The organism is Ruegeria sp. CI1, from assembly GCF_056536925.1.
Map to the genome: position 1 here is coordinate 192122 of NZ_JBQFQP010000002.1, position 14894 is coordinate 207015.

General features: G+C 54.7%; 15 protein-coding genes and 1 tRNA gene. 7 read left to right on the plus strand and 9 right to left on the minus strand.

The features are described from left to right. Positions 1–325 precede the first annotated feature (325 nt). Positions 326–2212, minus strand: a complete 1887-nt coding sequence (locus ACR0LZ_RS02890) for an adenylate/guanylate cyclase domain-containing protein (protein WP_480748270.1) — start codon at positions 2210–2212, stop codon at positions 326–328. Positions 2213–2725: 513 nt separating this feature from the next. Between ACR0LZ_RS02890 and ACR0LZ_RS02895 the strand changes: the two genes are divergently transcribed. Together ACR0LZ_RS02895 and ACR0LZ_RS02900 are read left to right on the plus strand one after the other, a co-directional pair. Further along, a complete protein-coding gene (locus ACR0LZ_RS02895; RefSeq protein ID WP_480748271.1) occupies positions 2726–3142 on the plus strand; it encodes an HIT family protein in 417 nt (138 codons plus the stop codon). An 80-nt stretch (positions 3143–3222) separates the two neighbouring features. Continuing rightward, complete coding sequence (locus tag ACR0LZ_RS02900; protein WP_480748272.1) at positions 3223–4143, plus strand: cation diffusion facilitator family transporter; 921 nt, start codon at positions 3223–3225, stop codon at positions 4141–4143. A 352-nt stretch (positions 4144–4495) separates the two neighbouring features. Here ACR0LZ_RS02900 and lipB read toward each other — a convergent pair whose 3' ends face one another. After that, positions 4496–5179: a lipoyl(octanoyl) transferase LipB gene (gene lipB / locus ACR0LZ_RS02905; RefSeq protein WP_480748273.1), complete on the minus strand. Its 684-nt coding sequence runs from the start codon at positions 5177–5179 to the stop codon at positions 4496–4498. Between the two features lie 45 nt (positions 5180–5224). Beyond that, entirely contained in the window at positions 5225–5881 is a 657-nt protein-coding gene (locus tag ACR0LZ_RS02910; RefSeq protein ID WP_480748436.1) for a DsbA family oxidoreductase, read from the minus strand. A gap of 142 nt (positions 5882–6023) precedes the next feature. Between ACR0LZ_RS02910 and ACR0LZ_RS02915 the strand changes: the two genes are divergently transcribed. The 3 genes from ACR0LZ_RS02915 to tig all read left to right on the plus strand — a co-directional run bounded on the left by ACR0LZ_RS02915 (position 6024) and on the right by tig (position 9186). Continuing rightward, positions 6024–6110, plus strand: a tRNA-Leu gene (locus tag ACR0LZ_RS02915). A gap of 453 nt (positions 6111–6563) precedes the next feature. Then, on the plus strand, positions 6564–7664 hold the full coding sequence (locus ACR0LZ_RS02920; protein ID WP_480748274.1) for a porin: 1101 nt from the start codon (positions 6564–6566) through the stop codon (positions 7662–7664). Positions 7665–7854: 190 nt separating this feature from the next. Next, positions 7855–9186 (plus strand): trigger factor, encoded by a 1332-nt coding sequence (tig, locus tag ACR0LZ_RS02925; RefSeq protein ID WP_480748275.1) that lies wholly within the window; start codon positions 7855–7857, stop codon positions 9184–9186. Between the two features lie 386 nt (positions 9187–9572). Here tig and ACR0LZ_RS02930 read toward each other — a convergent pair whose 3' ends face one another. The 6 genes from ACR0LZ_RS02930 to rpsF form a co-directional block, all read right to left on the minus strand. Continuing rightward, positions 9573–10436 (minus strand): acyl-homoserine-lactone synthase, encoded by an 864-nt coding sequence (locus ACR0LZ_RS02930; protein WP_480748276.1) that lies wholly within the window; start codon positions 10434–10436, stop codon positions 9573–9575. Between the two features lie 95 nt (positions 10437–10531). Next, the gene (locus tag ACR0LZ_RS02935; protein WP_480748277.1) at positions 10532–11233 is read right to left on the minus strand and encodes a helix-turn-helix transcriptional regulator; all 702 of its coding nucleotides are present in this window, start codon (positions 11231–11233) and stop codon (positions 10532–10534) included. A 268-nt stretch (positions 11234–11501) separates the two neighbouring features. Then, positions 11502–11993, minus strand: a complete 492-nt coding sequence (locus ACR0LZ_RS02940) for a transglycosylase SLT domain-containing protein (protein WP_480748278.1) — start codon at positions 11991–11993, stop codon at positions 11502–11504. 162 nt (positions 11994–12155) lie between these two features. Further along, the gene (rplI, locus tag ACR0LZ_RS02945) at positions 12156–12767 is read right to left on the minus strand and encodes a 50S ribosomal protein L9 (RefSeq protein ID WP_480748279.1); all 612 of its coding nucleotides are present in this window, start codon (positions 12765–12767) and stop codon (positions 12156–12158) included. Positions 12768–12780: 13 nt separating this feature from the next. After that, a complete protein-coding gene (rpsR, locus tag ACR0LZ_RS02950) occupies positions 12781–13008 on the minus strand; it encodes a 30S ribosomal protein S18 (RefSeq protein ID WP_005608650.1) in 228 nt (75 codons plus the stop codon). Positions 13009–13036: 28 nt separating this feature from the next. After that, complete coding sequence (rpsF, locus tag ACR0LZ_RS02955; protein WP_480748280.1) at positions 13037–13390, minus strand: 30S ribosomal protein S6; 354 nt, start codon at positions 13388–13390, stop codon at positions 13037–13039. Positions 13391–13662: 272 nt separating this feature from the next. Between rpsF and ACR0LZ_RS02960 the strand changes: the two genes are divergently transcribed. Together ACR0LZ_RS02960 and ACR0LZ_RS02965 are read left to right on the plus strand one after the other, a co-directional pair. Continuing rightward, positions 13663–14181, plus strand: a complete 519-nt coding sequence (locus ACR0LZ_RS02960; protein WP_480748281.1) for a hypothetical protein — start codon at positions 13663–13665, stop codon at positions 14179–14181. Positions 14182–14308: 127 nt separating this feature from the next. Continuing rightward, entirely contained in the window at positions 14309–14881 is a 573-nt protein-coding gene (locus tag ACR0LZ_RS02965; protein WP_480748282.1) for a YceI family protein, read from the plus strand. Positions 14882–14894 lie beyond the last annotated feature (13 nt).

Genomic DNA, 14894 nt, shown 5'->3' on the forward strand with positions numbered 1-14894 from the left:
GCGGGGATTCCTGCCGGTTTTAGAATGCGAAGGCCCTGCCTTCAATGGCGGAGTTTGATCTGGATCAAGATAAATGGCCGCACCCCCTTGATTGTGGACGGTGAAGAGGCCGAGGTCTGGGCATATCTAAGCTGGGGTGCAGCGTATTCTGGCAACTGTATTCAGGCCGCTCTCAAATGGGATCGGCTACACAAGCTGACCGGTCAGCCATGAACCCTTGCCTCCAGCCCAATTCGCTGGATCGAGATTGGTGAAGGGCTGCTTTGAGCCCGAAGTGGACGTCGGTTGAGACCTTATAACCTAACCAATTTCCAGCCTTGGTTGGTTACTGAATATCGGGGGGTATTTCCATGCCTGCCTTCTCAAGGCCGTCCATGGCAGATGCAATCAGGTCCTCAGGAAGCCCGCGTGTGCGGAACGGGAGGCGCGGATCGTTGGGGCATGGCGGCTCGATTTTCGCGATGTGGTCAAGTGTCGCTCTTCCGTTGACCGTGTCGCCCACCTTTCCGTAGGCTGCGGCTTTCGACCATTGGATGAAACAGTGATTGGGTAACGTGATTTTCACGACTTCCGCCAATGCCTCGGGGAACCGGTCATTTCGGAAATGATCAAGGAAGAACACGAAATGCGCCCACGAGGGATAACGCGGGTTGATCTGCATCATCCGACCTACCAGTTCTTTACCGCGTTCATGATCGCCTGAGTAATACGAAAAATTGCCGAGATCGCCGATGACATCAGCGTCATTTGGATTCAATGCCAGCGCTTTATCTGCTAATTCCTTGAAGGCTGCATATCCCTCTCCGCGCAACTGGCTAATCACGGCTCGCCGGTAATAAGCTTCTGCGTTGGCGTTATCGAGTTCGGTCGCACGCTTTGCCGCGGCATCCGCGCGATCTAGAAGCGCTTGTGCTTCTGTTTCTGAAAAAGCTTCGTTTTTATAGGTCTCGATCAATATGCCCGCCAGATGCGACCAGGCGGTCGCGTAGCCCGGGTCCAGTTCAACGGCCTGTTCGAGGCACGCGCGCACCCTCGATCGGTCTGAGCGCGACACGTTTATCCCATGATAATCGTATAACGCGACGCACTCGTAAGCGGTCAGATTTTCGGTCCGCGTGGCGCGGACACGTCCAGCTTCCTGCAATCTGACCACGCCCGAGCGAGTACCGACTGTCGCCACAACACCAGCAGTGATTTCGTCCAGAACATCGAAGATGTTGCCTGCCGTCAGATCGCCGTCGTATGTCTCGGACCACACCAGCCGCGCGTCTTGCGCATCGATAAGCTGCGTAGTGACCCTCAGCTTACTGTCGGTTCGCCACAAGTTGCCCTGCAGCAAATAATCAGCACCAAGTTCTTCGAAAAGCTGCCGCGGTTCAAAATCGGTGCCTTGATATGGCCGCGTCGCGTTCAGAGACAATACGAACAGGTCAGTGAACTTGGACATATCGTTTGAAATCGATTCTGAAAGTCCCGTAGCCAACTGAGTACTTTCGGCGTCTTCGCTAAGACTTTCGAGCGGAACAATCGCGATTTTCGGGCCCGACGGCAGAGGTGGCAAAGCCTCTGTTTCGGTTGGGCGTAGCCACGTGCTGGCGAAACCAACGACGACCACGATCACGAAAGCGGTCGCCGCAAGCGTCATGTGCAAGTTGCGCTTGAGTTTCTTAGGGACGCGAATTTGATTTTCCGTCCAGCCATAGACCGGAACTGAAACGGTAACATTTTTAAGTTTGCGTGTGCCTCTGTCTTCGAACATCCCTTTTTGGTTTGAGGCCAACTGTTGATAGGCTGTCTGCGAAATCAACACACCGCCAGGTTCGGCTTCTCCCTGCAATCGGGACGCCAGATTCACTCCTTCGCCGTATCGGTCGTCATCTTCTACAATGACATCGCCCAAATTTACGCCGATGCGCAGCATGATCTGTCTGCTTTCGTCGTAATCCTTATTGTAGTCGCGCAACCCATTTTGAAGAGCGATGGCACAATCAACGGCATCAACGACACTGTCGAACTCGATCAGAAAACCGTCACCCATTATCTTGAAAATGCGACCTCTATGCTCACTGACGATCAGATCAAGAAGCGAATTTCGCAGGTCTGTAAGCCGTTCATAGGTATCGGCCTCATCGTTTTCCATAAGGCGCGTGTACCCGACCACGTCTGCGGCGAGGATCGCGGCAAGGCGGCGTTCTCGGCGTTCGTCCTGCATTCATCCTCCTACGCAATAGTTGGAATCGAGCGAGTTGTTCGACTTATGATAACCTGCAAGCCTGCATCAGGCGAATTTTCAGTTCAAACCCACTTCTGGAGCTAACCCAATTGCAGCCGCAACTTTGCCAAAGTGGGTGACATGACAGTTTGGTCTTGTTGTCGGATCGTTGAAAAACGCTGTGCGAAAACCTTTTTCGAATGTCGGCTTGGTCCGCACAGTGCGCCTTAGACTTGAGCTGGATGAAGTTCTCAAAAACTCAACCAGTTCTAGCCGAGTTAAGAAATGTGAAACCTTTGCTCTGCTGCGCAAACAGACACCCGACGGTCAGGAACGCCCCACATTTGTCTCTGTCGATGCTATTTCACCCCAAGACCGGGTGTGCAAAACGAACAACCACCCCTCGAAAACCGGTACAATTCGTACTGTTTGCTGTACAAACCTGCGGCTTGACCCGGCGGGGTGGGTGGACCACAACTCTGGCAACAGCCCCACACAGAACGGATGGCCCACATGGATTATGATCCCGACAACATCTTCGCCAAGATCCTGCGCGGTGAAATTCCTTCGTCAAAGGTTTACGAAGATGACGACACGCTGGCCTTCATGGACATCATGCCGCGCGCCGACGGGCATTTGCTGGTGATCCCCAAAACCCCCTGCCGCAATGTTCTGGACGCCTCGCCCGCGCAGTTGTCCGCCGTCATGCAGACGGTTCAAAAGATGGGTCATGCCGTCATGAAAGCCTTTGATGCTCAAGGGGTTACGGTTCAGCAGTTCAACGAGGCCGCGGGCGGGCAAGAGGTGTTTCATCTGCATTTCCACGTCCTGCCACGTCACGAGGGCGACCGTTTGCGGCCACCGGGAAACATGGGGGACATGGCCGAGATTGCCGGTCACGCGGAAAGAATCCGGGCGGCGATTGGTTAATTTTTGCCGCCCCTCTTGAAGCTCCAGTTACTGGAGCAATTAGGTGGAACTGCGACACATCACAAAAGGGGCGCCGCCGCATGCCGCACGATCACTCGCACAAACACCACCACATAGACCCCCAAACCGGCGACACCCGAGTCGCCTGGGCCATCGCCGTCAACATGATCCTGACCCTGGCCCAGGTCATCGGGGGCATTCTGTCGGGATCGCTGGCGTTGATCGCCGACGCGCTGCACAATTTCTCGGACGCCATCGCGTTGATCATTGCCTTCTTCGCCCGCAAGATCGCTCGCCGACCAGCGGACGCGCGGATGAGTTTCGGCTATGGTCGCGCCGAGGTGATCGCCGCGCTGGTCAACTATACGACGCTTGTTGCTCTGTCATTTTACCTTATTTATGAAGGTATTATGCGGTTCTTTGAGCCTGAACCGATCAACGGTTGGATGGTGGTCTGGATTGCAGTTTTTGCATTGGTGGTTGATCTGATCACTGCGGCTTTGACCTATACCATGTCCAGGCAAAGCATGAACATCCGCGCGGCATTCATTCACAACGTGGCCGATGCCCTGGGGTCTGTGGCGGTCATCGTGGCCGGCATCGCGGTTATCGTGTTCGGCTGGACATGGGTCGACCCCGCCGTGACGCTCCTGATCGCCATCTACATCTTGTGGCACGTAAAGGCCGAAATCGGAGACACCATCCGCGTTCTGATGCTGGGAACACCCCCCGATCTGAACCCGGAACAGGTGGCCGAGGCCATCGAAGCCTCAGACGGAGTGCAGAGCGTACACCACATCCACCTGTGGAGCATGCAGGAAAACGAAGCAGCGCTAACAGCTCATGTGGTCGTGGAGCAGGGTCATTGGGGGCGGGCCGACAGTATCAAAAGCCAAATTAAAGTGACTCTTCATGACCGGTTCAGCATCGAGCATGCGACGCTTGAAGTGGAATGCGCCCATCACGCCTGCATTGAACCCAATCGGTTCGGACACGGCTAAGTTTTGAGTCGAAAATTAATTGCCGCTCCGATTTGGGTCGGAGCGGCGGACTCGTACTAATCACACTGAACGGTCAACTCGGACGGTCATCCAGGTATCCCGGTTTAACATCCCACTCACTCTTCGAATGGTGATTCCACTCTAAGGTATTTTGAGAACGTCCGCACCGGGATTCTGAAAAAATGGATTAAAACTCGCGTTAGATGACAATATCAAAGGAAAATTTTCTCCAGGTCGCGAAACATAGCCGTCAAATTTTGCAGATTGTTTTCCAGACCGGAGTTTTCGGTGCGAATTGGGCAATACCTCAACCTGAGTCGAACCAGTGCCGAACGTTGTCGTCAATTGGCTTTTACAGACCGGCGTCCGCTTTTAATACGTGGATCGGACGCTCGCCAAAAACGTCATCGAACGTCCTTATCAGCGCGTTGTCCACGTCTGCCATCGTGACCGGCAGGCCCAAATCCACCAACGACGTCACTCCATATTCGCTAATGCCGCAAGGGACGATTCCCGAGAAATGCTCCAAGTCCGGCTCCACATTGATCGATATGCCATGAAAGCTGACCCATTTGCGCAACCGGATCCCGATGGCCGCGATCTTGTCTTCAGCGTTTTGGCCAGTAGCGGTCAATGGCTTGTCACTCCGGCGAACCCAGACACCGACCCGTCCGTCGCGAATCTCGCCGGTTACATTGAACTCGGCCAGTGCCGAGATGACCCAGTTTTCAAGCTGCTTCACGAACTGTCGCACGTCATGACCGCGTTTGCCGACATCCAGCATGACATAGACGACTCTCTGGCCAGGTCCGTGATAAGTGTACTGGCCGCCCCGTTTGCTTTCATAGACCGGAAAACGGTTCGGGTCGGTAAGATCCTCGCGCCTTGCCGAGGTGCCCGCCGTGTAGAGAGGCGGGTGTTGCAACAGCCAGATGCATTCATTTGCTTCGCCCATCGCAATGGCCGACGAGCGTTGCTCCATGAACTCGACCGCCTCTCGGTAGTCGGTCAAACCGTCTGAGATCTTCCATTCCATGGCCGATCAATACCCCGATGTGGCCGCGGGTAAAAGGGGCAGTGATCAGGCCGCTTCGGTCAGGCAGCGCTGTATGATCCGACCATAGTTTTCTACACCTTGCGCGCCTGTCATCAGGTATTTTCCTCCGAACACCATTGCGGGCACGCCTGAAATACCCCTGCTGGACCAGAAACGCTGCTTTTCGCGAACCCGGGCCTTGTGTCCGCCTGATTCCAAAGCATCTTGGGCGGCTTGACTGTTCAAACCAGCAGCTTGTGCAGTAGCGATCAGGATGGTCAGTTCGGATACGTCCTTTTGGTCGGTGAAATATGCATTGAACAACGCCATTTTCAAAGCATGCTGCTGACCATCGCCTTCTGCCCAATCCAGCAACTGGTGCGCCTTGAAGGTATTCACGATCCGGCTTTCTTCATTGAAATTGAAGGTGAACCCAAGTTCAGCCCCTAGCTCGGCAAGTCTGTCGCGCGCCTGTTGGCTCTGCTCAGCGGTCGAGCCGTATTTTTCCATGATATGTTCCCTCAGGTTCTGGCCTTCGGGTCCCATATCGGGGTTCAATTCGAACGGGTGCCATCGCAGACGGGCAATGGCACCCGACTGGGCAAGCGCTTTCTCAAGTTGTTTGAACCCGACAATGCACCACGGGCAGACGACATCCGAAACAATATCGATCTGAATGACTGGACGGTCTTCTGCAGTTATCAATCGACGCTCCTTTGTCGGTCGTATGAATACAGGTTTCTTACCAGATATGTGAAGGTGCCAAGAAATCAAACTGAAGTGTTTTTGCCTCTTCACATCGCTGGCATGAGCGTCTATACGCCCCTCACCAAGTCACAGGCGTGCGGTCGTGGCGGAATTGGTAGACGCGCAGCGTTGAGGTCGCTGTGGGGTAACTCCCGTGGAAGTTCGAGTCTTCTCGACCGCACCATTGGCAATACTGCCTGAATGTGTGAAGGCGGACATTCAAAGGCCTGCTGATTTGCAGGCTCACGCAAAGCCTACACTTCTTTCAATACGTGTTCTGCATTGTCGCCGCCGCAATCTCAGGTGTTGGCTCAATTCTAGTTGGAAGTCAAAATCTCGGCGGGATTTCGCCAGTTTGTGTGCAACTATGCAGACCTGGTATTTGCTCAATGCATGTGTAATACGGCACAATTTTCTTGGGGTCGTTTTCGATGCACATGAATTTTTCTACCAAGCGCCTTAAAACACGAGAGACTCATATGCAAATGTCTGCAGGAATGTGACCGATTTGCCATTCTCAAACAGCCTCTCCGGGCGCGCTCTGGTTTTTTCTGCAGCTGCACACAAGTGAATGACACAAAGGAACCAAAAACGCTGGATGGTGAAGGTTATGCTAGATATTTCAAGAAATACATCATTGGCTGCGCTCGTTGCTGCAACTGCAGCATTTCCGGCTGCGGCCGAACTGAAATACGAGAACGGCTCGGGCGGCTATGTTCTGTTGTATGGACAACTGCACCCTGCCATCATTTCCGTTGATGACGGGCAAGAGACGGATACCCGCTTGCTGGACAACGATCTGTCGAACAGTCGTGTAGGCTTGCGTGTTTTCCAACCATTCGGGGCTAACGACTTTCAGTTCCGGTTTGAATCGGCCTTGGGTTTTCCGAACTCGACCGAGTGGAGCCAATTGGGTACGGATTTCGGTGGATGGACCCGCACTGATATCCGGTTTGTCGACTTTTCGCTCAAAGGCGACTGGGGCAGGGCGTCTGCAGGTCAAGGCAGCATGGCTTCGGATGGCGCCGCCGAGGTTGACCTCTCATATGTCGGAACGGCACTATATTCCTTTACGAACGACGAGAACTCAGGCTTTTTCTATCGCGAATTGGGCGGTGCGCTGAGCGGTATCACGATTGGCGACACCAGTGATGATTTTGACGGCTCCCGCCGCGGCCGCATTCGCTATGACACTCCGGATTTCAACGGGTTTTCAGCCAGTGTCGCCTGGGGGCAGAACATTCTGTCGTCCAGCGACGATGACGATTACTACGACGTCGCGGTCTACTATGAAAACACCTTTGCTGGTGGTGTCGAGTTTTCCGCCGGCGTCGCCTATGCCGTACGCGAACGGGACGACAATTCGGGCGACCGGAAAGATACGATCGGGTCTGCATCCGTTCTGTTACCAAGCGGGCTGAGCTTCACCGCTGCGGCAGGCACACGGGATGACGAAAGCGCCGGTGCGAGCGATCCCAGTTATTGGTATGGCAAGATTGCCTATGAAGGGGACTGGGTGTCCTGGGGTAAAACCGGTGTTGGCGTCGACTATTATAGCGGGGCCGATTTCGTAAATGACGGCTCGGACACCAAAGCTTGGGGCGTGGCCGTGGTTCAGAAGGTCGAAAGCATCAACACCGATGTGTACCTGAAATACCGCAATCACGACTTCGACGACGGCACCACCGGATTCCAGAAGAACGAAACGTGGGTTTTAGGCGCTCTTTGGAAGTTCTGATTTAGCAGCCTGACAATGCAGGTTTTTAGCGCCCCGGCCCAGGTTGGGGCGTTTTTGTTGGTAGAAATCGTGCCGAAACCGGATCGTTTCGGGATATGACCCTTGCACGCGGGCGGCGGGCAAAATAGAAGGCATCAAATTTTCCTGGCGCGCGGTTTCGTGCGCCCCGAATCCTATGGGGACTACCATAATGCAGGTTACCGAGACGCTGAACGAAGGTCTGAAACGCGGCTACAACATCGTCGTCACCGCTTCCGAGCTGGACGATAAGGTCAACGAAAAGCTGACAGAAGCGCAGCCGGAAATCGAGATGAAGGGCTTCCGCAAGGGTAAGGTGCCGATGGCGCTGCTGAAAAAGCAGTTCGGCCAGCGTCTGCTGGGCGAAGCGATGCAGGAAACCATTGACGGCGCGATGAACAAGCATTTTGAGGACAGCGGTGACCGCCCCGCGCTGCAGCCAGAGGTCAAGATGACCAACGAGGACTGGAAAGAAGGCGATGACGTTCATGTCGAAATGTCCTATGAAGCGCTTCCGAATATCCCCGAAGTCGATTTGAAGTCGATTGCGCTGGAAAAGCTGGTGGTCAAGGCGGACGATACGGCAATTGACGAGGCGCTGGCCAACCTGGCGGAAACCGCACAGAACTTCAAATCACGCCGCAAGGGCTCCAAAGCCAAGGACGGTGATCAGGTTGTCATCGATTTCGTGGGCAAGGTTGATGGCGAGGCATTCGAAGGCGGCTCGGCCGAGGATTACCCGTTGGTTCTCGGTTCCAACAGCTTTATTCCCGGTTTCGAAGAACAGCTGGTTGGCGTGAAGGCCGAAGAGGAAAAAGACGTCAACGTCACCTTCCCCGAAGAATACGGCGCCGAGCACCTGGCTGGAAAAGAAGCGGTATTTACCTGCACGATCAAAGAGGTGAAAGAACCGGTAGCCGCGGAGATTGATGACGAACTGGCCAAGAAATTCGGCGCCGAGGATCTGGTTGCCCTCAAAGGTCAGATCGCGACACGTCTGGAGGCAGAATATGCTGGTGCTGCCCGCGCAGTGATGAAGCGCGGCCTGCTGGATGCACTGGACGATGTCGTCTCTTTCGATCTGCCGCCTTCACTGGTCGATTCAGAAGCCAAGCAGATCGCTCATCAGTTGTGGCACGAAGAAAACCCCGATGTGCACGACCACAACCACGGTGAGATTGAAGCAACCGACGAACATGTGAAGCTGGCTGTGCGTCGCGTACGTCTGGGCCTGTTGCTGGCGGATTTGGGACAGAAGGCCGAGGTCGAGGTGACCGACGCCGAAATGACCCAGGCGATTATGCAGCAGGCGCGCCAATATCCGGGCCAGGAGCGCCAATTCTTTGAATTCATCCAGAAAAACGCCCAGATGCAACAACAGCTGCGCGCGCCAATCTTCGAAGACAAAGTTGTGGACTATGTCTTTGAACTGGCCAACGTCAGCGACAAGGAAGTCAGCAAGGACGATCTGCAAAAGGCCGTAGAGGCGCTGGAAGAGGAATAATCCTCTTCCGGGCACTCGTGAAAACTAAAAAACGGAGCTGCCGGGAAACTGGCAGCTCCGTTTTTTTTAGCTTCCGCAGGCCGAGGTGAGGGGGTCGGTCCTCGTTCGCGGAAGCGCGGGGAAATTGGGCGGAGCCGTCGAAAAACAGACGGCTCCGCATGAGTGGCTTCTGATCCCGCGAGGCGAGGGGGGAGCCTCACAGGCAAAAGCACCGGGGAATTTGGGCGGAACCGCCGGTAATTCGACGGTTCCGCTTGGGTGGCTTCTGATATGCAAGATGAGGGGGTCAGGTCTTGCCAACAAAAGCACGGGGGGTTTGGGACGGAGCCGCCGGGTATAGAAGGCAGCTCCGCCTGAGTGGCTTTCTGTCTCAAAAGGTGAGGGGGTCAGGCCTTTTGAGCAAAAGCACGGGGTGTTCGTCGCAGCGCCTCCTTCTGCGCCGGTCTGAACTTGTCCGAAAGCTCCTCAATGAGCTTGAGCACTGCCTGGACTTCACTTTCGGTTCGGGCCGAGTTCATTTGTTCGACGAAATACCTTTCCAGAACGCTGAGCGGTTGGTGATCACGGTTCGCCGGATGCTGTTTGGTAACATCTTTCGATGTTGCACCATGGAACAGGGTAAGTGCCTCTTCTTCTTCTAGGAAGACGTCGTGGTCTATACCAGCATACTCCCTAATGCTGTTGATCCGTTCGTCGGAGCAGTCCATCAAGGCGGCCATAGCCGTGACTTTTCCCATTGGTTTCGGTGTTCCGAGATAGTCGCATGGAGCATTCCCGGATCGCTTTAGGACGCGGTTGATAACCGGATCGATCACAGCGACAGCGTCCAGAACGCCTGCTTTTTGTGCGTATTCAAAAGACCCGATCATAACTTCGCTCGTGACATATGAAATAGTATTCTTGCCACGTCCATGACCCAACTTGTTGGTGTCGACGCAAAAGCGGGTCGCTTCCCAGATTTGCGCGCTTCGCAGGGGCGGCTCACCATCAAGGATGTCGTTGAAGACGTCCGCCAGCATGTGTGGCCCGGTCGTTTGAAGCAATCTCATACATCCAACGACTTCCCCATCATCGTTGATGCTTACAACATGTGCAGGATGCAGGTTGTCGAACTTATCCCGCTCTTTCCCATCTTCGACTTTCACGTCCCAACCCAGGCGATCCTGGAAGACGCGAGCGCGCAATTTGAACATTTCGTCCAAAACACAGCTGAACTTTGGTGCGTTCAGCCCATCAATGACAATGATCATGTCATCCCCCTCTAATCTCTATTGTCCGTAACAATTAGGTTAAGAGAGACTTGACTATGAAATCTATTGGGGGATTCCCGTAGATTTCAATTTTTTTACCCGGGGTAGATTAAGCCCAGACTTATCGCGCGCCCGACAGCCTGCGCAGTGGTCAACGCACCAAGTTTGTCCCGGCCCGAACGCATGTGAACCTCGACCGTTCGGTGCGAGATGCTGAGAATATCACCGATATCTTGCTGGGATTTGCCCTCGGCGACCCATTGCAGGATTTCCTTCTCCCGCGATGACAGCGGTGGCAGGTACAGTGCCTTTGCCAGAAGTCCCGAACGCATCACAGTGTCATGAATATGTACGGCGGCCATCTGCAGCTCTCCCATGACATCCTTGATCTGGGATTCCCACTCTCTGTCAGAACAGTCGCGCGTCACGCTGAGCAAACCGCATTCGCCATAGGGGCCGCGGATTGGAACAGTCAGGCCGCGATCTGTAATGCCGAAATCACTCGCGTCGCGAAATACCGTGTTGAATTTGTCGTCGTGATTGAAACGCCCCCAATCAACGGGAGCCACGCTCAATGCCGCTTGATAGAGTGTGGGATCCAAATGGTGAAAGCCTTGCCGGGCATAGTGATGCTTCCATTCTTCGGGATAGTTTGCGTACCCCTGAACATCACCATGAATCGGATTCATGGTCGCATAAGAGGCAAAGTCAAAACCAAGCAAATCACAGACGGAGTCTATGATTTCACTTGCGGTCGTTTCTTTTTGATCGACCGCTGCTAAGTCAATTAACTTCACCTTGCACACCTCGGCTGCGGACGGTGCATCTGTCCGTTCAAGTTGCGGCTATTACCATATCCACGCCCGCACGTTGCGTCAAATGGCGTCATATAGACAAGTACGTTGATCATAATCAGGAATTAAGCGCGCTTGATCGGCAACACTTTGTCCATTTTGTGACAGGAGTGTCCCGAAACACCTAATACCAATAGACTTAAGGAGTCCAAATAGTCAGTTAGGCTGGTCGCACCAAGTCAATTTCTTGAATGCCTTATGCGACACCCCTTCATGTATTTGGTTTGGCCAGCCCTGTTTCCACCAACATCTCACGCCTTTTCGCCTCATAGTAGTAGCCTTTGGCATAAAGCTGTATTGCCCGGTGTTGATCGCCATCTGCCAACAGCCAGGCGCCACGCAGGTATTTTCCCGCATACTTCAAATTTGTATCGGCATCCAAAAGCCCGTTTGGTGGCCCCTGATAGCCCATCGTACGGGCCGTGGCCGGATAGATTTGCAGCAAGCCGTAATAGGGCCTGTTGACCGCCCAAGGACGGTGGGTGCTTTCGCGGATCGCAAGCTTGTGGACCAACTCGCGCGGCAATTCATAATGGTCGGCCCATTTATTGATCAGGCCCCGTAATTCCGGCGTTTCGTTCGGATAAAGCGGAGGGTTCAATTGCTGGTTTCGGGTGCTCAGCCGATCATCTGAACCGGAACAGGCAGTTAATGCAGTTGAGCATAACGCAAACAGGATTGTCCGGCGTGTCAGGTTTGTCATCGGGCACCTCCGTATCGGAAACCGTATAAGCGGAGGACTTTGTCGCTGCAAACCTCTGTGATTTTGTGTGCTGTTTCCCGCCGACGTCGTCCTTTTTCCGCCGATATAGAAAAAGAAAAGCCGCGCATAAATGCGCGGCCCTCAGGTTTTTTGAGTTCAGTCTCAGGAAGCGTCGGAAGAAGTTTCTTCGTCGGCGGAAAGACCTTCATCCTCGGATGCGGCCGAGCCGATGTCGTCGAACAATTCCGAGATCTCGAATTCGGCGGCAGCCTCTTCCTCAGCGGCCAATTCCTGAATCGACTTGCCCGAAGCCTGCAATTCGGCCTCTTCAGCCGAACGCGCTACGTTGAGCTTAATTGCCACTTCAACCTCCGGGTGCAGGATGACCGCGACGGTGTGAAGACCCAGCTCCTTGATCGGAGCGACCAGGGCAACCTGTTTCTTGTCCAGCGAGAAACCTGCTTCGGTGGCAGCGTCCGCCGCGTCACGCGGCGTAACAGAGCCATAAAGCGCACCGGCATCCGATGCGGAGCGAATCACTACGAACTGCTGGCCGTCGAGCTTTTCAGCCAGCGTTTCGGCTTCTTTCTTTGTTTCAAGGTTGCGGGCTTCCAGTTGCGCTTTCTGGGATTCGAAAGAAGCAACGTTTGCTTCGGACGCGGTCAGCGCCTTGCCTTGCGGCAGCAGGAAGTTGCGGGCAAAGCCGGGCTTGACGTCAACGACGTCGCCCATCTGGCCCAGTTTCGCAACGCGTTCGAGAAGGATAACTTGCATGATCCTGTTCTCCTTACTTCACGGCGTAGGGCAGCAGGGCGAGGAAGCGGGCGCGCTTGATGGCGCGAGCCAGTTCACGCTGCTTCTTGGCCGAAACGGCGGTGATGCGGGACGGGACGATCTTGCCGCGCTCGGAAATGTAGCGCTGAAGCAGACGGGTGTCCTTGTAGTCGATCTTGGGCGCGTTCTCACCCGAGAACGGGCAGACCTTGCGGCGGCGGAAAAACGGTTTTGCGGCCATGGTTTTATGTCCTTTCCTCAGGCGTTGATCAACGGCGTTCGCGGCGATCGCCGCGTTCGTCGCGCTTCTGCATCTGAACCGACGGGCCGTCTTCGTGACCGTCGACCTTGATGGTCAGAACGCGCATGACGTCGTCATGAAGGCGCATCAGGCGCTCCATTTCCTGGACCGCTCCAGCGGGGGCATCGGTCTTGAGGAAGGCATAGTGCCCCTTGCGGTTCTTGTTGATCTTGTAGGCCATCGTCTTGACGCCCCAGTACTCGCTGTCGACGATCTTGCCGCCGTTGTCCGCGAGGACGGTGCCGAAATGTTCGACGAGGCTTTCCGCCTGCGCGTTGGAAAGGTCCTGACGCGCAATCATGACATGCTCATAGAACGGCATGTGTGCTCCTGTTTATATCAAGGCGCATTTCATAGGCGGGGCCATTTCCCTTTCGCGACCCTGCCACGAGAGGCTGCGCGGTTCACAAATCACTGCGAAAGGATGGCCCCATATACACGTTTGAGCGTCAGGGACAAGTCCCGAATAATGTCACCACCCCGCCGCCCAAATACCCTGCGTGCGCCCAATTGCTGACGCTTTTTCAGTCGAAATTCTGACTACCGCGAGTTGAACCGCATAAGAGTAACCGCATTGTAAGGACCTTGAGACCGATGACCGCGACCCAGACCAACACATTCTCGCAGCCGATGACCGTGTCGGCCTTTGACAAAGCCGTGCCGGTCAAGATCACATTCGCTCCGAACTGGCCTGCGCGCATTGTGCTGCTCAAGGCGATCGGTTTGCTGATGATCGTCAGTGTTCTAGCCCTTTGGTTTATGCCGGGTTCGACTTTCGATGCCGACATGTTGCCCTTCAAGGCGGTTCCATCGATGCTGGTTCTGGCAATGGGAACAGCCTTGCTGACCCTTAAGCATGTGAACGATCGCCCCGACGCATATTTCGACCCGATCCGTCGCGAAGTGCGGGTTCTGCAGAAAAACGAAAACGGCCGTCCGCACACCGTGCTGCGTCGCGGTTATGAAACACTGGGCGGCGCCCGCTTTTCGGACAAGCAGGTGGAGTTGTTCGATCTCGATGGTAGCCTTTTGATGAAACTTCCATTGGCGTCGAAAGAAGTCGCGAATGCGCTCAAGGGACAGTTGAGCGGATCCATTGCAATCGCTGCGTGAGTCTGCCTCTGTTCATTCTCTAACAGGTTCTGTGAAAATTCGAAGATTGTGTGCCGCCCTGGGGCGGCACATTTTCGTTTGATGGGCGGCCCGATTGGTCGCATCGTCTTAACGTGGAGCAGACTTTATGAAAACGACCCTTCTTGCCGCCGTCTTGGCGTTGACCGCGACATCGGCGCTGGCGACTGCCGACAAATATGTTCTGGATGCAAGCCACAGCCAGGTGGTTTTCACTTACAACCACCTGGGGTTCTCGACCACGACCGGCATGTTCTCGGGGTTCGAGGGCGAGATCTTGTTCGACCCCGAAAACCCCGCAACATCAAGTGTTTCGGTCTCGATGCCGGTCCTGTCCATGTTTACTGGATGGGAAAAACGCGAAGAACATTTCATGTCGGGCGATTTCTTTGGCGCCAAGGAGGGTGACATGATTGCCTTCAACTCGACAGGGATTGAAATCACTGGCGAGAATTCGGCCAAGATTGTGGGCGAGCTGACTATGAACGGGGTCACCAAACCGGTCGAACTGGATGCCACGCTGAACCAGCTGGGTGAGCATCCGGTGGCTGGCAAGCCCTGGGCCGGGTTCGATGCAACCACAACAGTTGTGCGCTCGGATTTCAACCTGGGTATGTTCGCGCCCTACGTGAGCGATGAAGTCGAGATCAAAATTTCGGTCGAGGCGCAGAAGGTCGAGTAAGGATCTACCCTTT